This is a genomic window from Streptomyces sp. MJM8645 (assembly GCF_001625365.1).
Taxonomy (GTDB): Bacteria; Actinomycetota; Actinomycetes; order Streptomycetales; family Streptomycetaceae; genus Kitasatospora.
In genome coordinates this window covers 4,981,346-5,005,000 of record NZ_LJJF01000001.1, presented here as the reverse complement: position 1 = coordinate 5,005,000, position 23,655 = coordinate 4,981,346, and the positions used below count along the sequence as shown (strand labels likewise).

Annotated in this window: 17 protein-coding genes (1 of these 17 running past the window's edge); 9 read left to right on the top strand and 8 right to left on the bottom strand. The window is 73.1% G+C overall.

Annotated features, from left to right (window positions below; translation table 11 throughout):
- From A6F73_RS21630 to A6F73_RS21620, 3 genes are all read right to left on the bottom strand, one after another.
- Window positions 1–178 carry the 5' portion of an LD-carboxypeptidase gene (locus A6F73_RS21630; protein ID WP_063349311.1) on the bottom strand. 779 nt of this gene lie to the left of the window's left edge, so only the first 178 of its 957 coding nucleotides appear in the window; it begins with the start codon at window positions 176–178; its stop codon lies beyond the left edge, outside the window.
- Window positions 179–350: 172 nt separating this feature from the next.
- Complete coding sequence (gene trpS / locus A6F73_RS21625) at window positions 351–1,424, bottom strand: tryptophan--tRNA ligase (RefSeq protein ID WP_079135871.1); 1,074 nt, start codon at window positions 1,422–1,424, stop codon at window positions 351–353.
- Between the two features lie 256 nt (window positions 1,425–1,680).
- Window positions 1,681–3,252 carry an APC family permease gene (locus A6F73_RS21620; protein ID WP_063349310.1) on the bottom strand — a complete coding sequence of 524 codons (1,572 nt, stop codon included), beginning with the start codon at window positions 3,250–3,252 and terminating at the stop codon, window positions 1,681–1,683.
- Window positions 3,253–3,574: 322 nt separating this feature from the next.
- On the opposite strand from A6F73_RS21620, the gene A6F73_RS21615 reads away from it, so the two are divergent.
- Together A6F73_RS21615 and A6F73_RS21610 are read left to right on the top strand one after the other, a co-directional pair.
- On the top strand, window positions 3,575–4,690 hold the full coding sequence (locus A6F73_RS21615; protein ID WP_244293455.1) for an iron-siderophore ABC transporter substrate-binding protein: 1,116 nt from the start codon (window positions 3,575–3,577) through the stop codon (window positions 4,688–4,690).
- A 118-nt stretch (window positions 4,691–4,808) separates the two neighbouring features.
- Complete coding sequence (locus A6F73_RS21610; protein ID WP_063349309.1) at window positions 4,809–6,023, top strand: hypothetical protein; 1,215 nt, start codon at window positions 4,809–4,811, stop codon at window positions 6,021–6,023.
- A gap of 126 nt (window positions 6,024–6,149) precedes the next feature.
- Here A6F73_RS21610 and A6F73_RS21605 read toward each other — a convergent pair whose 3' ends face one another.
- A complete protein-coding gene (locus A6F73_RS21605; protein ID WP_063349308.1) occupies window positions 6,150–6,683 on the bottom strand; it encodes an NUDIX domain-containing protein in 534 nt (177 codons plus the stop codon).
- 95 nt (window positions 6,684–6,778) lie between these two features.
- Here A6F73_RS21605 and A6F73_RS21600 point away from each other — a divergent pair, with 95 nt between their 5' ends.
- Complete coding sequence (locus A6F73_RS21600) at window positions 6,779–7,732, top strand: ATP-grasp domain-containing protein (protein WP_063349307.1); 954 nt, start codon at window positions 6,779–6,781, stop codon at window positions 7,730–7,732.
- Window positions 7,733–7,755: 23 nt separating this feature from the next.
- On the opposite strand, the gene A6F73_RS21595 is transcribed toward A6F73_RS21600, so the two are convergent.
- Both A6F73_RS21595 and A6F73_RS21590 read right to left on the bottom strand, forming a co-directional pair.
- Window positions 7,756–11,838: an ABC transporter transmembrane domain-containing protein gene (locus A6F73_RS21595; RefSeq protein WP_079135870.1), complete on the bottom strand. Its 4,083-nt coding sequence runs from the start codon at window positions 11,836–11,838 to the stop codon at window positions 7,756–7,758.
- A gap of 345 nt (window positions 11,839–12,183) precedes the next feature.
- Window positions 12,184–12,825: a TetR/AcrR family transcriptional regulator gene (locus tag A6F73_RS21590; RefSeq protein WP_107452927.1), complete on the bottom strand. Its 642-nt coding sequence runs from the start codon at window positions 12,823–12,825 to the stop codon at window positions 12,184–12,186.
- 132 nt (window positions 12,826–12,957) lie between these two features.
- On the opposite strand from A6F73_RS21590, the gene A6F73_RS21585 reads away from it, so the two are divergent.
- From A6F73_RS21585 to A6F73_RS21570, 4 genes are all read left to right on the top strand, one after another.
- Window positions 12,958–14,670: a carboxyl transferase domain-containing protein gene (locus A6F73_RS21585; protein WP_063349305.1), complete on the top strand. Its 1,713-nt coding sequence runs from the start codon at window positions 12,958–12,960 to the stop codon at window positions 14,668–14,670.
- 187 nt (window positions 14,671–14,857) lie between these two features.
- Window positions 14,858–17,167, top strand: coding sequence for a biotin carboxylase N-terminal domain-containing protein (locus A6F73_RS21580; protein ID WP_063349304.1), 2,310 nt, complete (start codon window positions 14,858–14,860; stop codon window positions 17,165–17,167).
- Window positions 17,164–18,150, top strand: a complete 987-nt coding sequence (locus A6F73_RS21575) for a hydroxymethylglutaryl-CoA lyase (protein WP_208869101.1) — start codon at window positions 17,164–17,166, stop codon at window positions 18,148–18,150. Before A6F73_RS21580 ends, A6F73_RS21575 begins: the two co-directional genes overlap by 4 nt.
- A gap of 172 nt (window positions 18,151–18,322) precedes the next feature.
- Window positions 18,323–19,513, top strand: a complete 1,191-nt coding sequence (locus A6F73_RS21570) for an acyl-CoA dehydrogenase family protein (RefSeq protein WP_063349303.1) — start codon at window positions 18,323–18,325, stop codon at window positions 19,511–19,513.
- A gap of 170 nt (window positions 19,514–19,683) precedes the next feature.
- Here A6F73_RS21570 and A6F73_RS21565 read toward each other — a convergent pair whose 3' ends face one another.
- Complete coding sequence (locus tag A6F73_RS21565; protein ID WP_063351389.1) at window positions 19,684–20,163, bottom strand: universal stress protein; 480 nt, start codon at window positions 20,161–20,163, stop codon at window positions 19,684–19,686.
- Between the two features lie 72 nt (window positions 20,164–20,235).
- On the opposite strand from A6F73_RS21565, the gene A6F73_RS21560 reads away from it, so the two are divergent.
- Both A6F73_RS21560 and A6F73_RS44085 read left to right on the top strand, forming a co-directional pair.
- On the top strand, window positions 20,236–20,799 hold the full coding sequence (locus tag A6F73_RS21560; protein ID WP_063349302.1) for a hypothetical protein: 564 nt from the start codon (window positions 20,236–20,238) through the stop codon (window positions 20,797–20,799).
- Window positions 20,800–21,225: 426 nt separating this feature from the next.
- Window positions 21,226–22,293 carry an HAD family hydrolase gene (locus A6F73_RS44085; RefSeq protein WP_063349301.1) on the top strand — a complete coding sequence of 356 codons (1,068 nt, stop codon included), beginning with the start codon at window positions 21,226–21,228 and terminating at the stop codon, window positions 22,291–22,293.
- 144 nt (window positions 22,294–22,437) lie between these two features.
- On the opposite strand, the gene A6F73_RS43265 is transcribed toward A6F73_RS44085, so the two are convergent.
- A complete protein-coding gene (locus A6F73_RS43265; protein ID WP_063349300.1) occupies window positions 22,438–23,238 on the bottom strand; it encodes a GNAT family N-acetyltransferase in 801 nt (266 codons plus the stop codon).
- Window positions 23,239–23,655 lie beyond the last annotated feature (417 nt).

The window sequence follows — 23,655 nt, the reverse complement described above, 5'->3', positions numbered from 1 at the left end:
CGAGGACGTGCGGGGCGACGGTGACCCGCAGGCCCCAGGAGCGGAGGATCGCGCAGCCGTCGGTGAGTCGCTGGGAGTCGATCGGGCCGCTGGGGGCGACGACGGCGATGTGGTCGCCGGGGCGCAGGTGCGGCGGGCGGGTCAGACCCTGGCCGGGCGTGGTCGGGTGCTGGTCCATGGGCCGGGACGCCTTTCGGGGGAGGCCGGGTACGGGCGGCCTCGGTGTGGTCGAGGCCGCCCGGTGACGATATGCCCCCGTTTCGACGGGCCGATGTCCGCGAGCCGACGTCTTCGGGCCGAAGGTGCGCCGGAGGTACGCCGGAGGTGCCCCGACGGTGCGGGGCGGTTCTTCAGATCGCCCCCATCACCTTCCTGACCTCGTCGAGGGTGGCGTCGGCGACGGCGTTGGCGCGTTCGGCCCCGCCGCGCAGGACCTGGCGCAGGTGGCCTCGGTCGGCGGCGAGTTCGGCACGGCGGGCGCGCAGGGGGCGGAGGTACTCGTTGACGGAGTCGGTGACGGTGCGCTTGAGCGCGGCGGCCCCGCCGTCGCCGAGTTCCTCGGCGATCTCCTCGGGTGCGCGGTCCTGACAGAGCGCGGCGAGCAGGATGAGGCTGGAGACCTCGGGCCGGTTGGCCGGGTCATAGTCGATCCGGCGGTCGGCATCGGTCCTGGCACCGCGGATGATCCGGGCGGTCTCGTCCTCGGTGGCGCCGAGGGGGACGGAGTTGCCCCGGCTCTTGCTCATCTTGCCGCCGTCGGTGCCGAGCAGCAGCGGGGCGTCGGAGAGCAGTGCGCGGGGGGTGGGGAAGACGGCGCCGCCGTCGGCGTGCGGGTAGCGCTCGTTGAAGCGGCGGGCGATGGTGCGGGCGACTTCGAGGTGGGGCAGCTGGTCCTGGCCGACCGGGACGAGGTTCGCCTTGCAGAAGAGGATGTCGGCGGCCTGGTGGGCGGGGTAGGTGAACATCAGCCCGTTGACGGCGGACTGGCGGGAGTGCGCGATCTCGTCCTTGACGGTGGGGTTGCGGTTCAGTTCGGCGACGCTGACCAGGCTGAGGAAGGGCAGCAGCAGCTGGTTGAGGGCGGGGACGGCGCTGTGCGCGAAGATCGTGGCGCGGTCGGGGTCGAGACCGACCGCGAGGTAATCGAGGACGAGGTTCTCGGTGTGCTCGGCGAGCCGGTCGGCGATGTCCCGGTCGGTGATGACCTGGTAGTCGGCGATCACGACGAACATCTCGACGCCCTGGTTCTGGAGCTGGACGCGGTTGTGCAGGGTGCCGAAGTAGTGGCCGAGGTGCAGCGGTCCGGTGGGGCGGTCCCCGGTGAGGACGCGGTGGCCGGCCGGGTCGGCGGTGAAGGTGGCGGTGGTGGCCACGGACGGGGTCGTCGGGGTCGTCGCGTTGGTCGCGGTCGTCGCGGTGGTCATCGGGTTTCTCCTCGGTACGGCGGTGGTGGCGGCCGTCCGGGGCGGGGGCCCGTTCCGTGGGAAACGCGAAAGGGCCGTCCATTCCGGACGGCCCTGGTCGAGCGGGTGGGGTGGCCGTCCCTCAGGACGGCCACCAGCACTGGCCCGCGTAAAGCTTCATGCGGTCGAGGATAGCGTCGATGCCCGGCGGCGTGGTCGGTTTTCGGCGCTCCCGGTCCTCCCGGTCCTCTCAGTCCTCCCGGCCCTCTCGGTCCTCTCAGTCCTCGACGACCAGCGCGGGGGTGTCCTTGCGCAGCGTCTCGCCACGGAAGAACTCCGGCCGGGCCAGCCCGTAGCAGGTCATCAGGACGGCGCCGAGCAGCAGGATGCCGACGCCGATGACGAACACCGAGCCGATGCCGAAGACGGCGCCGCTGCCGTAGTCCGGGCTCCAGGCGTCGGTGAGGGTCTGCAGGAAGACCCCGCTCAGCAGCACGCCGCCGAGCAGCGGGGCGATGCCCTTGAGGAACAGGTCGCGGGGGCCGGTGCGCAGCGAGCGGCGGAAGTACCAGACGCAGGCGAACGCGGTCAGCGCGTAGTAGAAGCAGATCATCAGGCCGAGCGCCAGGATGGTGTCCTGGACGACGTTCTCGCTGATCAGGCTCATGCCGACGTAGAAGACGGCGGTGGCGATGCCGGCCGCGACGGTGGCGTACCCGGGGGTGCGGAAGCGCGGGTGGACGGCGCCGAAGCGCGGTGGCACGGCACGGTAGGCGCTCATCGCGAGCAGGGTGCGGGCCACCGGGATGAAGGTGGTCTGGAGGCTGGCGGCGGCGCTGGCGACGACGGCCAGGAAGAGCAGGACGCTCCACGGCGAGCCGAGGACCGGGCGGGCGAGCGCGGCGAAGACGTTGTCGGAGGTCTCCGGGTTGCTGAGGCCGGAGCCGGTGGAGCCGACGCCCGCGAACATCTGGGCGGAGATCGCGACCAGCAGGTACGAGCCGACCAGGGTGACCATGGAGACCATCGCGGCGCGGCCGGGGGTCTTGGTGCTGCCGAGGGTCTCCTCGTTCATGGTGAGGCAGGTGTCCCAGCCCCAGTACATGAAGATCGACAGCGACAGGCCGGCGGTGAAGGCGCTGAAGGAGCTGACCTGGAGCGGGTTGAGCCAGGAGAACGAGAAGCCGATCGAGTCGGGCAGGTCGCCGGCGGCGGCCTTGCCGATGGCGATGGCCGAGAAGAGCACCAGCACGGCGAGTTGGAGGCCGACCAGGCTGTACTGGAACCACTTGGTGGCGGTCATCCCCCGGTAGCTCATCGCGGTGGCGCCGGCGATCAGCAGGACGACGGTGAGCAGGTGGACGGCCTGGTTCTGGTCGAGTTCGGCGACCCAGCTCCTGCCGGTCATCTCGCCGAGCATCAGGTAGAGGAAGTCGGTCGCGACCCCGGCCAGGTTGGACAGCACGATGATGGTCGCGACGGTCAGGCCCCAGCCGGCCATCCAGCCGACCCGGGGGCCGAAGGCCTTGACCGTCCAGGTGAAGGACGTGCCGCAGTCCGGGAAGTCCTTGTTCAGCTCCTTGTAGGCGAACGCGACGAGCAGCATCGGCAGGAAGCCGGCCAGGAACACGGCGGGCATCTGGACGCCGACCGCGGTGACGGTCGGCCCGAGTGTCGCGGTCAGGCAGTAGACCGGGGCGACCGTGGAGACGCCCAGGACCACACTGCCCAGCAGGCCCACCGAGTTGCCCCGTAGACCCTTGTCCCCCGCTCCCCCAGCTGTCCCCTGGTCGGGGACTCCACCACTGATGCCACTGACCGGGGCACCCTGCGGAGCGTCGGGCGCCATTGCCCGGCCGCTGCTTCCGTGCTCTGAGAGCTGCTGATCAAACACCAGCGCACCCTAGGCGCGAGCATGGAAGGTTGAGTAGACCAACCCTTGGTGATCTAAACCACTTGCTTCGATTCGTTCTCGACAAAGGCCGTCAAGGTGCAGCATTAACGGCGCGTTAAGCGGTGTACCTTGGTTTCAAAGGATCAGGGTCAAGAGAATTTCTCCCTTATGTCAAGGTTTGAGATGGTTCGCCCTCGGCCCGGACGGGCCACTACGCCCCCCCTCGGGTGCTTCGGATAGGTTTGCCTCACCTAACCTCGATTCGAAGGAGCGTCGCGTGGCCCCCCACCCCGACGACCTGGTCCTCGTCCCCCGCACCCCCTCCCGCCGCAGGTTCCTCTCCGCCGGGATCGCCGGTGGGGCGGTCCTCGGCCTCGGCGGACTGCTCACCGCCTGCGGCAGCTCCGGCGGCTCGGGCGGCAACGGCGGCTCCGGCGGCGCGACCCCCAACGCCGGCGGCGCATCGCCCGACCAGAAGTCGGTCAAGCAGGGCGGCGACGACTACGCCACCGTGATCGAGAAGATGAAGGGCTTCGGCACCGACGCCGCCCCCGGCGTCTACCCGCGCACCGTCAAGCACGCCATGGGCGAGACCGTCATCCCCGCCAAGCCCACCCGGGTCGTGGTGCTGGACACCGGCGAACTCGACAACGTCGTCGCACTCGGCATCCAGCCGGTCGGCATCGTCTACACCGACGGCTCCAAGTCCCTGCCGTCCTACCTCAAGGACAAGGCCGGCAACCCGGCCAACGTCGGCACCATCAACAGCCTCAACCTGGAGGCCATCGCCGCGCTCAAGCCCGACCTGATCCTCGGCAGCCAGCTGCGCGCCCAGGACCAGTACGCGCAGCTGTCCAAGATCGCGCCGACCGTCTTCTCGCTGCGCCCCGGCTACCCCTGGAAGCAGAACTTCCAGCTCAACGCCAGCCCGTTCGGCCTGGAGGCCGAGGCCAAGACCCAGCTCGACGCGTACCAGGCGGCCGCCACCGCGATCGGCGCCAAGCTCGGCGACAAGCGGCCCACCATCACGCCGCTGCGCTTCATGCCCGGCCGGACCCGGCTGTACGCCGAGCTGTCCTTCATCGGCACCATCCTCACCGACATCCCGCTGCCGCAGCCCAAGATCGAACAGGTCAAGGAACTCGCGGTGGAGGTCAGCCCGGAACAGATCGACAAGGCCGACGCCGACTGGATCTTCTACGGCGTGTACGGCAGCCCCAGCTCCACCAACCAGGACGCGGTGCTCGGCGGCGCGCTCTGGAAGACCCTCGGCGCGGTCAAGTCCGGTCAGGCCCGGCCGGTTTCGGACGAGACCTGGTTCCTCGGGCTCGGTGTCATGGCGGCCAACGCGGTGCTCGCCGACCTCAAGGGCTTCGTCGCGCCCGGCACTTGAGCCGACACGGGGTGTAGGGGCGGGCAGTGGTCTCGCGCACACCCCCGGAATTGATGCTTGGAGCTGGTCGCGCGGTGCGGGAGGATCATCCGGACCGTCCGCCGAAGGGCCCGTGCCGATGACCTCGCTCCACCCCGCCGCAACCGACCCGTCCCTGCCCGGCCCGCCCGGGGACAGCGCCGGATCCGCGCCCCCGCACGCCGCACGCTGCTCCATCGCGACGGCCGCCGAGACCGGCCCGGCCGGCACTCCGGGCGCCGCCCCGTCCGGCACGGCCGGCGGGCCGCGCCAGGCCGGCGGCTCACGCCACGACTCGGTGCCGCAGCCGCGCGGACGGGAGGACGGCGGGGCAGACGGCGGACTCGCGGCGGCGGGGGGCAAGGCGGCTGCGGACGATCCGACCACCTCGCGGCTGCGGGCGGCGCTCGCCGACCGGCTGCGGGCCGCCCGCGCCCAAGGCCGCTCGGTCGCCGACCTGGCGGCCGCGTGCCGGCGACCTGCTACGGAAGTCCGGGCGCTGCTGGGCGAGAGCGCCGAGGACGGGGACGGCGAGGACGGCGAGGTCCGTGAAGGCGGCGCGGGCGGCGCGGGTGTTGAGCACCGTGGAGACGTTCCGGGTGGCGGGGCCGAGGCCGTGGGCGGGCGGACCGGGGCCGGGGCCGGCAGGTTCGGCCGGCCGGCCGTCGCGCCCGAGGGCGACCGGGCCGTGCCCGTGCTGCGCGCGGCGCGCGAGGAACTCCGGGCCGCCGGCTCCCGGCGCCCCGCGCCCTCGCGCCGGCTGCGCCGGATGCACCCGCAGGCCGACGCGACCGGGCAGGGGGCGGCCGCACGGGAGACGGCCGCGACCGAACCGATCGGGACAGCACCTACGACACCCGTGACCTCCGCCGCTCTCCCGGCCGAGGTCTGGGCGGCAGCCGCACCCGGTTCAGGTGAACTCACCGGAGGCACCGGGGCGGTGACGGCTCCGTCGGCCGCCGCCCCCGAGGCGGCGCGGGCCGAAACACCACTCGGCATCCTGATCGGCGGCAGCCCGAACCAGCCCGAGGCCGTCGGCCGCCCGGAGGAGCGGGCGCCGGTCCGGGTGACGGCGGAACCGGTCCGGATCGGCCGCGGCACCAGCCTGATCGTGCTGCCCTCCTGGCGCGCCGCCATCGCCGTCTCGGTGCCGACCGAGCAGCTGCTGTCCGCCACCGGGCTCGCCTTCGAGCAGTTGGCCGACGCACAACTGACCGTGCTGATGAACCCCTGCGCGCTGCACGACCGGGAGCTGGACCTGCACGGTTGGGAATCCGGCCCGGGCGGGCGGGCGCGACGCGGCGGGCGCCCGTAGGGGCGTGCGTTCGTAGCAGCGTGTGGCCGTAGCAGCGCGCTCTTGGGGCCCGCCGGTGACGGTCAGGAGACGGCGGTCAGGAGATCGCGGTCGGCCGTGCGTCGGGGAGCGGTCAGCGGGTGGCCGTCAGCGGGTGGCCGGGGCGTTCGGGATGAAGCCGAGGTCGACGGGTACCGGGGGGCGCCCATCGACGGCCCAGCCCTCGCGGACGGCGGCCAGCAGCTCCGGCAGCCGGGGCGGCCAGAGCGCGTCGGCGTGCTCGTCCGCCAGGTCGGCCGGGGTCCACCAGCGCCAGTCGAGGATCCGGTCCTCGGCGTGCACCGCGCTGACGTCACCGACCGGGCCGCGGTGCGGTCCGCCCGTGAGGTAGATGTGCTCGTGCTGACGGACCGGGGTGCCGTGCCAGGTGAAGTCGTGTTCCCAGGTGCAGAGCAGCGGGCCCGGTTCGAGGTCGCTCCAGCCCGTCTCCTCCCAGAGTTCGCGCCGGGCGCCGGTCCACGGGGTCTCGCCGGGCTCCAGCCCGCCGCCCGGCATGGTCCAGTGGACGCCGACCTCGTCGTTGTCCGAACGGAGCAGGAAGACCGAGCCGTCCTCGTCCAGGACCACCGTGCGAGCCGCCTGCCGGGGGACACGTGTACGGAGTCTCAGCAGATTTCGCATCGGATCACTCTCCCAGCACCCGGCCGGGCCGTCGAGCGGGTTTGACGCGCCGAAAGCCGCCGACGCCGCCCCGCCCGGGCCTTACCCTGACGGCCATGCCCGTACCCGCGATCCTCTTCCCCGCCGACCCGCTCAACCCGCGCCGGCCCGACCCGCACTTCGCCTGGGAGGCCAGGCTGCTGCGGGAGTTGGGCGGCGAGCACCACCTGGTCGACCACGACGCGCTGCTCGCCGGGCACGCCGAGCAGGCGGTCCGGCGGGTGCCGCAGGACCGGGGTCCGCTCTGGTACCGGGGCTGGATGCTTCCGTCCGCCCGCTACGCCGGTTTCGCCACCGCGCTCGCCGCGCGCGGCTGCGCCCTGCTGACCAGCCCCGCCGGCTATGCGACGGCACACGAACTGCCGGGCTGGTACGACGTGTTCGAGGGGGCGACTCCGCCCAGTACGTGGATCCCCACCGCCGCTTCCGCGGTGCCCGGGCCGGAAGAGCTGGCGGCCGCCGCGGCCCGGCTCGGCGGGAGCGGGCCGGCGATCGTCAAGGACTACGTGAAGTCGCGCAAGCACGAGTGGCACGAGGCCTGCTACATCCCCGAGTTGGCCGATCTGGCGAGCGTCGGGCGGGTGGTGGCGCGGTTCGTCGAGCTCCAGGGCGAGTTCCTGACCGGCGGGGTGGTGCTGCGGCGGTACGAGGAGTTCGAGCGGCCGGCCGACGGGCCGGGCGGCAGCTCGGGCGACGACTCGGGCGGAGGGTCGGATGACCGTTCGGGCCGTGGGAGCCGGCGGGCCGTGGAGGCGCGAGTGTGGTGGCTGGACGGCGAACCCATCCTGGTCGGGCCGCACCCCGACGCACCCCACCACGATGTCGAACCCGACCTCACCGGCGTCCGCCCCCTGGTCCGGATGCTCGGCTGCCGCTTCGTCACCACCGACCTCGCCAGCCGGGCCGACGGCTCCGGCTGGCGCGTGGTCGAGGTCGGGGACGGACAGGTCAGCGACCTGCCGCACGGGATCGACGCCACCGGCCTGCTGGCCTCGCTGATCGCCGCCTGACGATCAGCCTGGCGGGCAGTCGGCTACCCCGCGGCGACGGCCTCGACCGCCGGGTGGCCGTCCGCGATGAACGCCTGCCAGAGCCGGGCGTACGTGCCGCCCCGGGCGAGCAGTTCGGTGTGCGTGCCGTCCTCGACCACCCGGCCGTGGTCCAGCACGACGACCCGGTCGGCGCGCTCGGCGGTGGTCAGCCGGTGGGCGATGACCAGCGTGGTGCGGCCGCCACTGAGCCGGTCCGCGGCCTGGTTGACCACCGCCTCGGTGGCCAGGTCGAGCGCCGCGGTCGCCTCGTCGAGCAGCAGGACATCCGGATCGACCAGTTCGGCCCGGGCCAGCGCGATCAACTGCCGCTGGCCGGCCGAGAGGTTGCGGCCGCGACCCGCGACCTCGTGGTCGTAGCCGCCGGACAACCGGACGATCATGTCGTGCGCGCCGACCGCCCGGGCCGCCGCCTCCACCTCCGCCGGCGAGGCGTCGGGCCGGCCGTACGCGATCGCCTCGCGCACCGTGCCCGCGAACAGGTACGCCTCCTGCGGCACCACGCCCAGCCGGTGGCGGTACTGCGCCAGGTCGAAGCGGGTGAGGTCGACCCCGTCCACCCGCACGGTGCCCTCCGTCGCGTCGTAGAACCGAGCGACCAGCTTCACCAGCGTCGACTTGCCGGCGCCGGTCTCGCCCACCAGCGCCACCGTCTGCCCGGCCGGAATGTACAGGTCCACACCGGTCAGCACGTTCGGGGCGCCGTCCGCACCGCCGTTGTAGGCGAAACCGACACCCTCGAAGGAGATCTCGCCGCGCAGCCCCTCGGGCACCGGCACGGGGTCGGCCGCCTCGGCCGTGGCGGTCGGGGTGCGCAGCAGCTCCCGGATCCGGCCGAGGCCCACCGAAGCCTGCTGGTAGCCGTCGAACACCTGGGACAGCTGGTTGACCGGCGCGAAGAACAGATCGATGTACAGCAGGTACGCGACCAGCGCGCCGACCGTCAGCGTCCCGGCGTCGACCCGGGCCGCGCCCACGATCAGCACCAGCGCGGCGGCCACGCTGGAGAGGAACTGGACGAACGGGAAGTACAGCGAGATGTACAGCTGCGCGCGCACCCGGGCCTCGCGGTAGGCGACGCCCCGGGCGACGAAGCGGTCCGTGTTGGTGTCCAGGCGGCGGAAGGCCTGGACGATCCGCATGCCCGCCACGTTCTCCTGGAGGTCGGCGTTGACGGTGCTGATGAGGTCCCGGGACAGCTCGTACTGGTCCCTGGACTTCCGTCGGAACACCAGCGTCGCGATCACCAGCAGGGGCAGCACCGCGAAGACCACCAGGGCCAGGCCGGCGTCGATGATCAGCAGCGCGGCGAAGATCCCGCCGAAGGTCAGCAGGCTGACCACGGCGGTGACCACGCCGGTCTGCAGGAAGGACGTCAACGAGTCCAGGTCGGTGGTCATCCGGGTCATGATCCGGCCGGACAGCTCGCGCTCGTAGTAGTCCAGGCCGAGCCGGTTGAGGTGGGCGAAGATCTTGAGGCGGAGCATGTAGAGCACCCGCTCACCGGTACGGCCGCTGACCCGGTTCTCGGCGCTCTGCACCAACCAGTCCAGCAGCACCACCACCAGCGCGGCGAGCGCGGCCACGGCGACCCCCGACATCAGGGCCTTGCTGACGCCCTGGTCGATGCCGTGCCGGATCAGCACCGGCAGCACCAGGCCGGAAGCCGCGTCGAGCGCGACGAGCAGCAGGGCCAGGGCGAGCGGGACGCGGAAGGGGCGCAGCAGGCGGCGGAGGGTGAAGTCCGGGTCACCGGCCTCGGCCTCGGCGCGCGGGACCGCCGGGGAGTCGGCGGCCGGCGGGAGGGCCGCGACCCTGGCCAGCAGGTCGGGGTCGGCGGTGCGGGCCGCCTTGACCAGGGCGGGGGTGGGGAGGTCGGGGGTGGCAGGGGCGGCGGGTTGCGAGGCGACGGGTTCCGGGGCAACGGGTTCCGGGGCCGGGGCCTGCGTGGGGGTCGGTTCGTCGACCTGCTCGGAGGTGGACCGCGCCTCGGTCTGCTCGGCGGTCTGCTCGGCGGCCTGCTCAGCGGTCTGCTGCTCGGGGGTCTGCTGCCCGGCGGGCTGCTCGAGGGTCTGCGGAGAGGTCTGCTCGACGGTCTGCGGGGCCTCGGACGACCGGGGTGTGCGGCCGGCCTCGGGGTCGGTGATCAGAGCCCGGTACTGGGGACATCGGGCGTCGAGTTCCTCGTGCGTGCCGATGTCCAGCAGCCGGCCGTGATCCAGGACGGCTATCCGGTCGGCGAGCTGCAGGGTCGAGCGGCGGTGGGCGATCAGCAGCGTGGTGCGGCCGGTCATCACCGAACGCAGCGCGTCGTGGATCTCCGCCTCGACCTGCGGGTCCACCGCCGAGGTGGCATCGTCCAGCAGCAGGATCCGGGGGTCGGTGAGGATCGCCCGGGCCAGCGCGATCCGCTGGCGCTGGCCTCCGGAGAGGGTCAGGCCCTGCTCGCCGACCTTGGTCTCGTAGCCGTCCGGCAGCGCGCGGACGAACTCGTCGGCCTGGGCGGCCCGCGCGGCCGCCACGACCTGCTCGTCCGTGGCGTCCGGACGGCCGTAGGCGATGTTGGTGCGGACCGACTCGGAGAACAGGAAGCTCTCCTCGGGGACGATGCCGACCGCCGACCGGACCGAGTCCAGGGTGAGGTCGCGCAGGTCGTGGCCGTAGAGGCGGACGGCGCCGGCCGCCGGGTCGTAGAAGCGCGGCACCAGCTGCGCCACCGTCGACTTGCCGGAGCCGGAAGCCCCGACCAGGGCGAGGGTCTCGCCGGGGGCCAGCTTCAGGCTGAGGCCGTGCAGGACGGGGGCGGGGTGCTCGGGGTCGTAGCGGAACTCGACCTGGTCGAACTCCAGGGCGACGTCGGAGGTTCGGGGGCCTGCGGTGGCGCGGGTGTCTGCGGTGGCGCGGGGGCCTGCGGTGCTGCCTTCACGGACGCCGGTGGCGGCGCCTTCACGGGTGCCGTCCCCGGTGAGGTCCAGGGTGAGCGCGTCCGGGCGCTCCTGGACCAGCGGGCGCTCGTCGATCAGCTGGAGGACGCGCTCCACGCCGGCCCGGGCCTGCTGGCCGACCGTGATGACCATGGTGAGCATCCGCACCGGTCCGGTCATCTGCGCGACGTAGGTGGAGAAGGCCACGAAGGTCCCGAGCGACACCTGGCCGTCGACGGCCAGCCAGCCGCCGAAGGCCAGCACCGCGACCTGCGCGAGCGCCGGGACGGCCTGCATCGCCGGGTTGTAGCGGGCGTTGAGCCGGATCGACCGGAGCCGGGCCGCGAACAGGTTGCGGGAGGCCCGCTCCAGCTTGTCCAGCTCCTGCGCCTCCTGACCGAAGCCCTTGACCACCCGGACACCGCCGATCGCGCCGTCCACCACACCCGCGACGGCGGCCGCCTCCTGCTGGGCGGCCCAGGTGGCGGGGAAGAGTCGCTTCCGGCTGAGGACGGTGATCCACCACAGCGCGGGGGCCATCACCAGGGCTATCAGGGTGAGCGGCGGGGAGAGCCAGACCATCACGGCCAGCGACATGACGAACATCAGCAGGTAGCCGGTCATCATCGGCAGCATCGAGAGCAGGCCGTTGATCAGCTGGAGGTCGGAGGTCGCGCGCCCGACCACCTGGCCGGTGTCCAGCCGGTCCTGGCGGTGGCCGTCGAGCCGGCCGAGCGAGCGGAACAGGTCGCTGCGCATGTCGTGCTGGACGTCCAGGGCGAGCTGGCCGCCGTAGTAGCGGCGGACCTGGGTGCAACCGAAGACGACGACGGCGGCGAGCAGCAGCACCACCGCCCAGGGGACCAGCGAACGGGTGTGCGCGGTGATGACGTCGTCGATGATCAGCTTGGTGACCAGCGGCACCAGCGAGGTGACGGCCATGCCGACGAGCGAGGCGCCGAAGGCGAGCAGCACGCTGCGGCGGGAGCGCCAGCAGTAGCCGACCAGGCGGCGCAGCCAGCCGACGGCCTGCGGGTCGTTGCCGTCCGGCTGCGGGTGGGCGCCGTCCGGCTGCGGGCTCGCGCCGGGGGCCGGTGAGCCGCTCGGGGATTGCTCCACCGTGGATCCGTGAGTCTCAGGCATATTTAGGGATGCTAACCATTTCATCGGGTGGCCGCCATGGCGTTTCCGGCCCGGATGGGGCCGGAGCGGGCCGGGGCGGCCCGGATCGTCCGGTCCGGCGGACTGGCCAACAGCCTGCGGCCTGCGGTGATTCCCGGCCGAACGAACGCACGGCCCGCCGACCCGCCCGTCTCCAGGGTCGCCCGCCTCCGGGGTCGCCTGCCTCCAGGGTCGCGGACGGGCCGCCGAAGGCCCAGCGGCCCGGGGCGGGCGGGCGCCGTCCTTTGGTCCTAGACCTCCGGCCTCGGAGCCGGAGCGCCAACCTTGGGCCTGGACTGCCGAGCGGGCCGTCCGGGCGCGCAGGACTCAGGCCTGCGCGGACACCGACTCGGCCGCCGCCGCGAAGGCGCCGTGGGCGAGGGCGTGCAGCAGGACGGCCATGCCGTCGCGCTGGAGGCCGGAGCGCTCGTCCTGGGCGGGGCCCGGGCCGAGGCTGTGCGGGGTCGAGTTGATCAGGCCGAAGACCGCGTGGACGGCGGCCCTGGCCACCGGTTCGGCGGCGGGGCCCGTCAGCTGCGGATAGACCTGCCGGACCACGTCCACCCAGAGCTCGACGTAGCCGCGCTGGAGCCTGCGGACGGTGCGGCGGTCCTCCTCCTTGAGGTTCAGCAGCTCACGGTCGTGGAGGGTGATCAGGTCGCGGTCGTCGAGGGCGAAGTCGACGTGGCCGCCGATCAGCGCGTCCAGCGCGGCGGCCGGACCGTCGCCGCCCCCCGCCCGGCGCCGCCCCTCCTCCAGCAGGCGCTCACTGATGCCGATCAGCAGATCGGCGAGCATCGCGTCCTTTCCGGCGAAGTGGCGGTAGAGCCCGGGGCCGCTGATGCCGACGGCCTTGCCGATCTCGTCCACACCCACCCCGAGGAAACCCCGGGCCGCGAAGAGTCGCGCGGCCTCCCGACGGATCTGGTCGCGGCGTGGGAGCGCGGAGGCTGCGGGGACGTTCGGCATGCTGCCCATCGTAGACAGTGGGGTTATCGGCCGTTAACCTGGGCGCGTAAGTTAACGTTAATTAACGTGGGGTCCATGGGCGCACCGCATCCGGCCGCCCGCCTGGTGCCGAGGGCAAGGGAGCTCTTGGGAATGGTCATCTCAACCGCCGGTGTACCCACCGGCGTCCATGGCAGCACAGCGGCCGGCACCACGGCGGCGCCAGGTGCCGTACCGCCGGGAGCCGCTGCTCCCGCGCCCCGGCTCGGCACCGCGGTCGACCCGGGCTCCACCGCCTACCGCGCCAACACCGAGGCACACCGGGCCCTGGTCGCCGAGCTGCGCGAGAAGCTCGACGCGGCGGCCCTCGGCGGCGGCGCCAGGGCCCGCGCCCGGCACACGGCGCGCGGCAAGCTGCTCCCCCGCGACCGGGTGGACGCCCTGCTCGACCCGGCCTCGCCCTTCCTGGAACTGGCCCCGCTGGCCGCCGACGGGATGTACGACGGGGCGGCGCCCGCGGCCGGGGTGATCGCGGGCATCGGCCGGGTCGCCGGGCGCGAGGTGGTGGTGGTCGCCAACGACGCCACCGTCAAGGGCGGCACCTACTACCCGATGACCGTGAAGAAGCACCTGCGCGCCCAGGAGGTCGCGCTGGAGAACCGGCTGCCCTGCGTCTACCTGGTGGACTCCGGCGGCGCCTTCCTCCCCATGCAGGACGAGGTCTTCCCGGACCGCGACCACTTCGGCCGGATCTTCTACAACCAGGCCAGGCTCTCCGCCGCGGGCATCCCGCAGATCGCCGCCGTGCTCGGCTCCTGCACGGCCGGCGGGGCGTACGTCCCGGCGATGAGCGACCAGGCCGTGATCGTCCGCAACCAGGGCACGATCTTCCTGGGCGGGCCACCGCTGGTGAAGGCCGCCACCGGAGAGGTGGTCACCGCCGAGGAACTGGGCGGCGGTGACCTGCACTCCCGCACCTCGGGGGTGACGGACCACCTGGCCGAGGACGACGCCCACGCCCTCTCCATCGTCCGCACGATCGTGGCCGGGCTCGGCCCGCGCTCGGCCAGGCCGTGGCCGCTCACCCCGGTCGAGCCGCCAGCCGTGGACCCGGCCGGCCTGTACGGGGCCGTCCCGGTCGACCCGCGCACGCCCTACGACGTGCGCGAGGTGATCGCCCGGCTGGTCGACGGCAGCCGGTTCGCCGAGTTCAAGGCCGAGTACGGCGCGACCCTGGTCACCGGCTTCGCCCGGATCCACGGCCACCCCGTCGGCATCGTCGCCAACAACGGCGTGCTGTTCTCCGAGTCGGCCCTCAAGGGCGCCCACTTCATCGAGTTGTGCGACCAGCGCGGCATCCCCCTCCTCTTCCTGCAGAACATCACCGGCTTCATGGTCGGCCGGCAGTACGAGGCCGGCGGCATCGCCAAGCACGGCGCCAAGATGGTCAACGCCGTCGCCAGCACCCGCGTCCCGAAGCTGACCGTGGTGATCGGCGGCTCGTACGGAGCCGGCAACTACTCGATGTGCGGCCGGGCTTACTCACCTCGCTTCCTGTGGATGTGGCCGGGCTCGAAGATCTCCGTGATGGGCGGCGAGCAGGCGGCGTCCGTCCTCGCCACCGTCCGCCGCGACCAGTTGGAGGCCCACGGCGAGCAGTGGCCGGCCGAGGCGGAGGAGGAGTTCAAGCGCCCCGTCCGCGAGCAGTACGAGCGCCAGGGCAACGCCTACTACGCCACCGCCCGACTCTGGGATGACGGCGTGATCGACCCGATGGACACCCGCACCGTCGTCGGCCTCGCCCTCACCGCCTGCGCCAACGCCCCGCTCCCGCCGCCCGGCCCGTACGGGGTCTTCCGGATGTGACCCCGCCCCGGCGGGTGTGACCCGCCCCCTCCCACGCGACCTCTCCTCTCCTGTCGGTGTGACCCCGCTCCTGCGGGCGTGACTCCCGCGGCGCCGGCGCACCCGGGCCGGCGCCCTCCTCTCCACCGCCGCCACCCCGCCGCCACCTCCTTCGTACGGCTCCCCTCGACCCGGAGGAACGCCTCCCATGTTCGACACAGTTCTGGTCGCCAACCGCGGCGAGATCGCCCTCCGGGTGATCCGCACCCTGCGGCGGCTCGGCGTGCGCTCGGTCGCCGTGTTCAGCGACGCCGACGCCGACGCGCCGCACGTCCGCGAGGCCGACGTCGCCGTCCGGCTCGGCCCGGCCGACCGCAGCGACAGCTCGGCGGCCGAGACCTACCTGCGCACCGACCAGATCCTCGCCGCCGCCCGCCGCACCGGGGCCCAGGCCGTCCACCCCGGTTACGGCTTCCTCGCCGAGAACGCCGGCTTCGCCCGCGCCTGCGCCGACGCCGGCCTCGTCTTCATCGGGCCTCCTCCCGGTGCGGTCGAGCTGATGGGTGACAAGATCAACGCCAAGGAAGCCGTCCGAACCGCCGGCGTTCCGGTGGTCCCCGGCAGCCAGGCCACCGCGCCCACCGACGGGGATCTCCTCGCCGCCGCCGACGAGATCGGCTACCCCGTCCTGCTCAAGCCGTCCGCCGGAGGCGGTGGCAAGGGCATGCGCCTCGTGCGGGACCGCACCGACCTGCCCACCGAGATCGCCGCCGCCCGCCGCGTCGCCCGGACCGCCTTCGGCGACGACACCCTGCTGCTGGAACGCTGGGTCGACCGGCCGCGCCACATCGAGGTGCAGGTGCTCGCCGACGCCCACGGCACCACCGTCCACCTCGGCGAGCGCGAATGCAGCCTCCAGCGCCGCCATCAGAAACTGATCGAAGAGGCTCCCTCCGTTCTGCTCAATGCCGAGACCCGCGCCGCGATGGGCGCCGCGGCCGTCCGCGCCGCGGAGTCCTGCGGCTACACCGGGGCCGGCACCGTGGAATTCATCGTTCCCGGCATCGACCCGGACTCCCCCGCCACCGCCTCCACCGAGGGAGTGCGGGACTTCTTCTTCATGGAGATGAACACCCGCCTCCAGGTCGAACACCCCGTCACCGAACTCGCCGTCGCCGTCGGCGACGATTCAGCCCGACTCGACCTGGTCGAGTGGCAGCTGCGGATCGCCTCGGGCGAACGGCTCTCCTTCGATCAGTCCGACATCTCCTTCCTGGGCCACGCCATCGAGGCCCGGATCTGCGCCGAGGACCCGGAACGGGACTTCCTGCCCACCGGCGGCCGCATCCTCGTCCTGGAGGAGCCCCAGGGCGAGGGCGTGCGCGTCGACTCCGGAGTCGCCCCCGGATCCGTCGTCACCAGTGCCTACGACCCGATGCTCGCCAAGGTCATCGCGTACGGGCCCGACCGCCCGACCGCGCTGCGCCGGCTCCGCGCCGCGCTGGCCGACACCCGCATCCTGGGCGTCACCACCAACACCGGCTTCCTGCGACGGCTGCTCGCACACCCCGAGGTCGTCGCCGGCCGGCTGGACACCGGCCTGGTGGAACAGACGGCCCAACAGCAGCCCACCCTGCTCGCCTCGCCGTACTCCCCGGCGAACGCGCCGAACGGCGCGAACGAGACCGGCGAGGCCGACAAGGCCAACGAGGCCGATGACGCGCACGAGGCCGACGCCACAACTGCCGACCCGCTGACGGCCGAGACGCCACCACCTGCCCACCTCCTCTACTACGCGGCCGCGCTGGCGCGGCACCTGGACCTCACCCCGGCCGCCGACCCCGGCGGCTGGACCGACCCCTTCTCCCTTCCCTCCGGCTGGCGCCTGAGCGGCACCCCCGCCTGGACCACCCACCGACTCCGTACCCCCGGCCAGGATCCGGTCTCGGTGCGCATCCGTTCGATCACTGCGGGCAACGTAGCCGATGCCACTGACAATCCCGCCGAGCTCACCCGCGAGGTCGAGCTCCGGCTCGGCGCCGGGCCCGTCCACCGCGCCCGCGCAACCCGGACCGCCGACCGGCTGCACCTGACCGTCGACGGCCTGCAGACCACGTTCGCGCTGGCCACCGACGCCGCTCCCGGCCTCGCCGCCGGCCCGGTGACCTGGCTCGGCATCGAGGGCGACGCCTGGTCGCTGCACGCCCACGATCCGGTGGGCGAGCGCGCCGCCGGAACCGCCGCCCACCACGGCGCCCTGACCGCCCCGATGCCCGGAACCGTCACCGTCGTCAAGACCACGACGGGCGAGACGGTCCGCAAGGGCCAGCCCCTGCTCGTGCTGGAGGCCATGAAGATGGAACACGTGATCGCCGCCCCGCACGACGGCGTGGTGGCCGAGCTGCGGGCCACCGCGGGCGCCACCGTCGCGATGGAGGAACTGCTGGTCGTGGTCGCCCCGGCCGGGGACGGCGCCGACGAGCAGGCCGCCCCCGCGCCCGCCGGGGTGCGGTCATGACCGCACCCGCCCGCGAGCCCGACGCGCTGGACCTGGGCCTGCCCGACCCCGTCCGCACCCCCGGCCTGCCCGAGGAGGTCCGGATCCACGAGGTCGGACCGCGCGACGGGCTGCAGAACGAGGGCTCCCTGGTGCCCGTGGAGGTCAAGGCGGAGTTCATCGCCCGGCTCGCGGCCGCCGGGCTGCGCACCGTCGAGGCGACCAGCTTCGTCCACCCGAAATGGGTCCCGCAGCTGGCCGACGCCGAGGAACTGATGCCCCGGCTCGCCGGCCTGCCGGAGCGCCACCCCGGCCTGCGACTGCCGGTGCTGGTGCCCAACGAACGCGGCCTCGACCGGGCGCTCGCCCACCACGCCACCGACGTCGCGGTGTTCGCCAGCGCCACCGAGACCTTCGCCCGCCGCAACCTCAACCGCTCGGCGGACGAGGCGATGGCGATGTTCCGCCCGGTCGTGACGCGGGCGACCGAGGCCGGGCTGGCGGTCCGCGGCTACCTCTCGATGTGCTTCGGAGACCCCTGGGAAGGTCCGGTCCCGGTCTCCCAGGTGGTCGGGTACGGCGTGCGGCTGCTGGAGATGGGCTGCGCGGAGCTGAGCCTCGGCGACACCATCGGCGTGGCCACCCCCGGGCAGGTCGGCGCCCTGCTGGCCGGCTTCGCGCGGGCCGGGGTGCCGGCCGACCGGCTCGCCGTGCACTTCCACGACACCTACGGCCAGGCACTCAGCAACACCCTGGCGGCCCTGCGCGAGGGGGTCACCACGGTGGACGCGTCGGCGGGCGGCCTCGGCGGCTGCCCGTACGCGAAGAGCGCCACCGGCAACCTGGCCACCGAGGACCTGATGTGGATGCTGCACGGGCTCGGCATCCGGACCGGGGTCGACCTGCGCGCGCTGGTCGCCACCAGCGGGTGGATGGCCGAGCGGCTGGGCCGTCCGAGCCCGTCCCGCACCGTCCAGGCGCTGCTCGGCGCCGCCCGGGGCTGACCCCGCCCCACCACCGCTCCCCGGTGCCGGCCGCGCGGAATCCCGGCCGCGGCCGGCACCGGGCACCACGTTCATCGTCCAACCACACCGTGCGACCGTCACACCGTCAGACGGACGCCGGTCGTCCCGCTCACGCCCGCGGCCACCCCGGCCGGGCTCCAGGAGGATCACCGTGTTCGACCACCGGCTCAGCAGCGAGTACGAGGAACTGCGGCGCACCGTCGCCGAGTTCGCCCAGGACGTGGTGGCGCCGAAGATCGGCGGGTTCTACGAGCGGGAGGAGTTCCCGTACGAGATCGTCCGCGAGATGGGGCGCATGGGCCTGTTCGGCCTGCCCTTCCCGGAGGAGTACGGCGGCATGGGCGGCGACTACTTCGCGCTGGGCATCGCCCTGGAGGAACTCGCCCGGGTCGACTCCTCGGTGGCGATCACCCTGGAGGCGGCCGTCTCGCTCGGCGCGATGCCGATCCACCGGTTCGGGACGGAGGAGCAGAAGCGCGAGTGGCTGCCCCGGCTGACCTCCGGCGAACTCCTCGGCGCCTTCGGCCTGACCGAGCCCGAGGGCGGCTCGGACGCCGGCGCGACCCGCACGACCGCGCGGTACGACGAGACCACGGACGAGTGGGTCATCAACGGCACCAAGTGCTTCATCACCAACTCCGGCACGGACATCACCGGTCTGGTCACCGTCACCGCACTCACGGAACCGATCGCTCGTTCGAGTGAAGAAGGCGAATTCCGCTCGCCAACGCGCGAAATCTCTTCCATCATCGTGCCCACCGGGACCCCGGGGTTCCAGGTATCGAAGAAGTACTCGAAGGTCGGGTGGAACGCATCCGACACCCGCGAACTGTCCTTTACCGACTGCCGCGTCCCCGCGGCCAACCTGCTGGGCGAGCGTGGCCGAGGCTACGCCCAGTTCCTGCGGATCCTCGACGAGGGCCGCATCGCGATCGCGGCCCTGGCCACCGGCCTGGCCCAGGGATGCGTCGACGAGTCCGTCAAGTACGCCGGCACGCGCCGGGCCTTCGGCCGGCCGATCGGTGCCAACCAGGCCATCCAGTTCAAGCTCGCCGACATGGAGCTGCGCGCCCACACCTCCCGCCTGGCCTGGCGGGACGCCGCCTCCCGGCTGCTGCACGGCGAACCGTTCAAGAAGGAGGCCGCGATCGCGAAGCTGTACTCGTCCGAGGCCGCCGTCGACAACGCCCGCGAGGCGACCCAGATCCACGGCGGGTACGGCTTCATGAACGAGTTCCCGGTCGCCCGTTTCTGGCGCGACTGCAAGATCCTGGAAATCGGGGAGGGCACATCGGAGGTTCAGCGCATGCTCATCGCCCGGGAGATCGGCGCCGGGTTCTGATCCGGCCCCACCGGAGCAACGCCCCGCTCCTCAGGCGGCGTTGAGGAGCGCCCGACGCAGAGGAGCGGGCCGACGCCGGCGGGGCGGTCGACACCGTCGGCGGCCGACACCAGCGGCCGACAACGGGGAGACGCCTCCGGGGGCGCGGAAACGCGGCGCCCGACGGAGCGTCAGGGAATCACGATCACCGGGCGGTTGGCCCGCCGCGCCAGCCGTCCGGAGACCGAGCCGAAGATCTTGCCGAGCAGGCCGTGCGTCGTGCCGACGACGATCGCGTCGGCGGCGTACTCGCGGCCGACCTCCTCGATCTCGTGGCAGATGTCGCCGCCCCGCTCGATCAGGATCCACGGCACCCCGGTGAGGAAGTCCGCGCAGGCGAGCTCCAGGCCCAGGACCTCGGTCCGGTGGTCGGGGAGGTCGACGAAGACGGGAGGTTCACAGCCCGCCCAGACAGTGGCGGGCAGGCGATTGGCGACGTGCACGATCACCAGGCCGCACTGCGAACGGCGCGCCATGCCCACCGCATACGCGAGGGCGCGTTCGCTCGACAGGGAGCCGTCGAAGCCGACGACCACGCCGTGCTGGAAGACCGGGTCGAGGGAGCGCGCGGACGCGTCCCGGGCAGTCGACTCGGTGTGCGCGCCGGGCAGGCCGGACGCCTCCGGGCGCTCGGCGCCCGGGCCCAGGCGGCCCGTCACCGGAGGCCCTGCAGGGTCGGCCGGGTGCCCGCCACGCCGCTGGCGAGGCCCTGGACGGTCGTGCCGGGCGAGGCCGCCCCGTCGGACCAGGCCGCACAGAGCGCGCACGAGGCCCCGGGGAGCACCCGGCTCCGGGCCGGCTTCCTCAGCGCCCGGGGTGTGATCGGCGGTACCAGCGACGCCCGAGGCACCAGCCGGCGCGTCGGCTCGCTGGGCAGCGGCGTCGCCAACCCGCTCGCCGGCATGCTCGCCGACACGGTCATCAGCCCGCTCGCCCCCACGCTCGCCCCTGCGCTCGTCGGCCGGTGCGCAGCCGGGCTCGTCGGCTTGGGCGTCGACCTGGTCGTCGGCTCGGTCATCGGCCTGCCTACTGGCGGGCAGGCGACCCGATACATCGGCGTGCCCGTCGGCTGGAGCGAGGTCCGCGCGGCCGTCGTCGTCCCCGGCGCCTGCGCCCACGCTGCGGGGCGCGTCCGGCTCCACCGGTCGGAAGGACTCAAAACCAGCCATGGCTCACGGCTCTTCAGGGGAGAGGGGCCGACAGGAGAGGACAACGCCGCCCGGGCAGCAGGCCCGCCCACGGGATGACGTTGGTCTGCGCCGCGCAGCACCGTATGTGACCTGTTCCTTTCAGAGTACGACGGGTGTGAGGCCCAGCCCAGCGGTGAGGCCTCGGAGCGGCATTGTTCCCGCGAAAGGAGGATGCGCCCGCCGTCGGCAGTGCGCCCCGCCCGCAGGCCACGCGCCCCCTCCAGAAAGGAGGTTCCCTGGAGCTTGACTGAGCGGACCGGGCGACGCAACAGGCCTGCCGGACACCGTGACCGGACTGTCATGGATCGGCGACGATCCGTTGCGACACGTCGCGAACCGTCACGCCCCGCCAGCCTCAGCCGGCCCGCCCGGACCCACCCGTACGCCAGGTCCTGGAACCCGTTTCAGCCACTACGTACGGCTTCGCGACGTGGTCTGGCATTTGCCAGGTGCATAGGCGCGGCCGCTGGCACCATGCTTGGCATGCCCCTGCTCCTGTTCGACCTCGACAACACGCTGCTCCCCAGGGACGCCGCTTTCCGGGCCTGGGCTCAGGATTTTCTGTCCGAGCGCGACCTGCCGCCCGGAGACCTCGAATGGTTCGTCACTCTCGACGGCGGCGGCTACGTGCCGCGCAGCACCGTACTGTCCGCCGTCCGGCGTCGCTACGGGTTGGACGTCTCCACCGAGTTCCTGCTCGCCCACTACCGACACGGCATCAACTCCCACATCCACTGCCCGCCCGGACACGTCGACGCGCTGCAGGCGGCACGGGCGGCCGGGTGGACGCTCGGCATCGTCAGCAACGGCGGCACCCGGCCGCAGTTGGAGAAGATCCGGCGGACCGGGCTGGGGCCGCTGGTCGACGGCTGGGTCATCTCCGAGGAGGCCGACTGCGTCAAACCGGATCCGCTGATCTTCGAGATAGCCGCCCAGCGGTGCGGCGTCGTGCCCACCGGGACGTGGGCCGCGCGCACCTGGATGGTCGGGGACCACGCGCCCGCGGACATCGCCGGCGCCGAACTGGCCGGCCTGCGCAGCGTCTGGCTGCACCACGGCCGGCCCTGGGCCGAGAGCGGCTACCGGCCGACGCTGAAGGCGGCCGGCCTGCCGGAGGCCGTCGGTCAGGTGCTCGCCGCACGCGGCGCGCCGTCGGCCCGGCCGGGTCTGCGCGCGGGCGGGCCGGTCCAGCGGCGGTCCACCGGGGTGCCGGTGCGCGCGGGGGCGCTCCTCGGCGCGCGGACCGGCGCACGGCCGACGGAATCCGCCCCTGACGGCCCGTTCGCGCCTGCTGCCGTGAACGCCGGAACGGCCAGTGCCCCCGGTGGTTCGATGGCGGGGGCGGATGTCCGAAACCGCACCGGCGAGTTTGCCGTGGTCGCCGACAGCCGTCCTGGCCTGGTCCCGGGCGCGGGCCCGGCGACGGACCCGGGGGCGAGCGTGCTGCGCCCCGTCGCGGTGGCGCACCCAACGGCCGTCCGTACGGCGGCGGATGGGGCGGGGCCCGCGCGGACCACGTTCGCCGTGGCGCCGGCGGCGGCCGCCCCGTAGCACCCCGCTTGAACGTGCCACCTCGCACACCCCGCCCCACACACGCACCGCACGCCCTTCACGCACCCCGCCGCACCGCGCCCCACCGCAACTGGTGCACCGCACCGCAACCAGCGACGACCCCGCCGCGGGGCGGCCCGGCCGTCAGCCGTGCGCGGAGGTCCGGGTCCACCAGCAGGTGCGGGCCTGCGCGGTGAACCCGAGCTTGCGGTAGAGCGGTTCGCCGAGCGAGGTGGCGACCAGAGTGGCCGGGCGGCCGGGGTGCGCGTGGGCCAGGGCGGTCTGGAGTACGGCGCGGGCCACGCCCTGGCCGCGCCGGTCGGGCAGGGTGGCGACCCAGTACACCCCGGTGGCCTGGCCGTCGTCGTAGGTGAGGCAGGTGCCGGCGGTGGCGCCGTCGACGCGGCCCAGCCAGGCCCGGAGCCCGGGTTCGCGCAGGAGCTGTTCCGGGAGCGCTTCGCCACGGGTCCAGGGCTGCCGGGCGGGCAGCGGGAAGCCGTCCACGATCGCACGCTCGACCTGCGCGAAAGCATCGCCGTCCAGCGCCTCATCGACCGTCAGGGAGCCGCCGCCGTGCGCCTCCGAGAGCGAGGGGAGGACGGCCGGGACGCCGTCGACCGGGCCGGGTTCACGGGTCATCACCGGCATGACCGGCATCCGGATGGCGCCGAACCGGGTCAGGTCGAGTGCGCCGTACGGGTCCTCCAGGGTGAAGCAGATGGTCTCCCACTCCTTCAGGAGGTCATCCAACTCCCCTTCCACCAGCGCTGGTTCGACGTACGGACTGGTGACCACGAAGCGGTGCGAGTCTTCCGGGGTGCGGGCGCAGCGGACCGCCGTCAGGCCCGGGCGGGTGCGGAACCGCCAGCCGTGCACGCGGGCTTGGGCGAGCCAGAAGGCGGCGGCGTTGTCGTTGGCCTGTTCGAGCCGGCTGTTGGTGTTCACGGCAGGACGGTAACCCGGAGGTCGCGCCCCGGTTCCGCCGCCCCGGCCCTGGCCGGATGAAGCCTGGGAGGCGCACGAGCTCATTTCGTGCGCCCTCTCGTGCACCGCCGATTTTCGGTCAATTTCGCGCCGATCCCTCCCGCTTGGGCAAATCCGCAGCCCAGACCCGCCGACCGGGCGCGCGCGGGCCGGACGCCCCAGGACCGGCCCCGCGACAACCAGCCACCGTTGCACCGGCCCTCTTCCCAGAAGGGTCGACGGGTGCCACGCTTCGTGATCGAATGCATCACGCCAAATTGCCATGTCGACATAGCGTCGGATGGTGAACTTGTCACAACGGCAATGGTCCACCCGATAGATTTCGATCTTGGCGAGCAGCAGTGCCGCACCACCCACACCACACCACCGAGGGGGCTT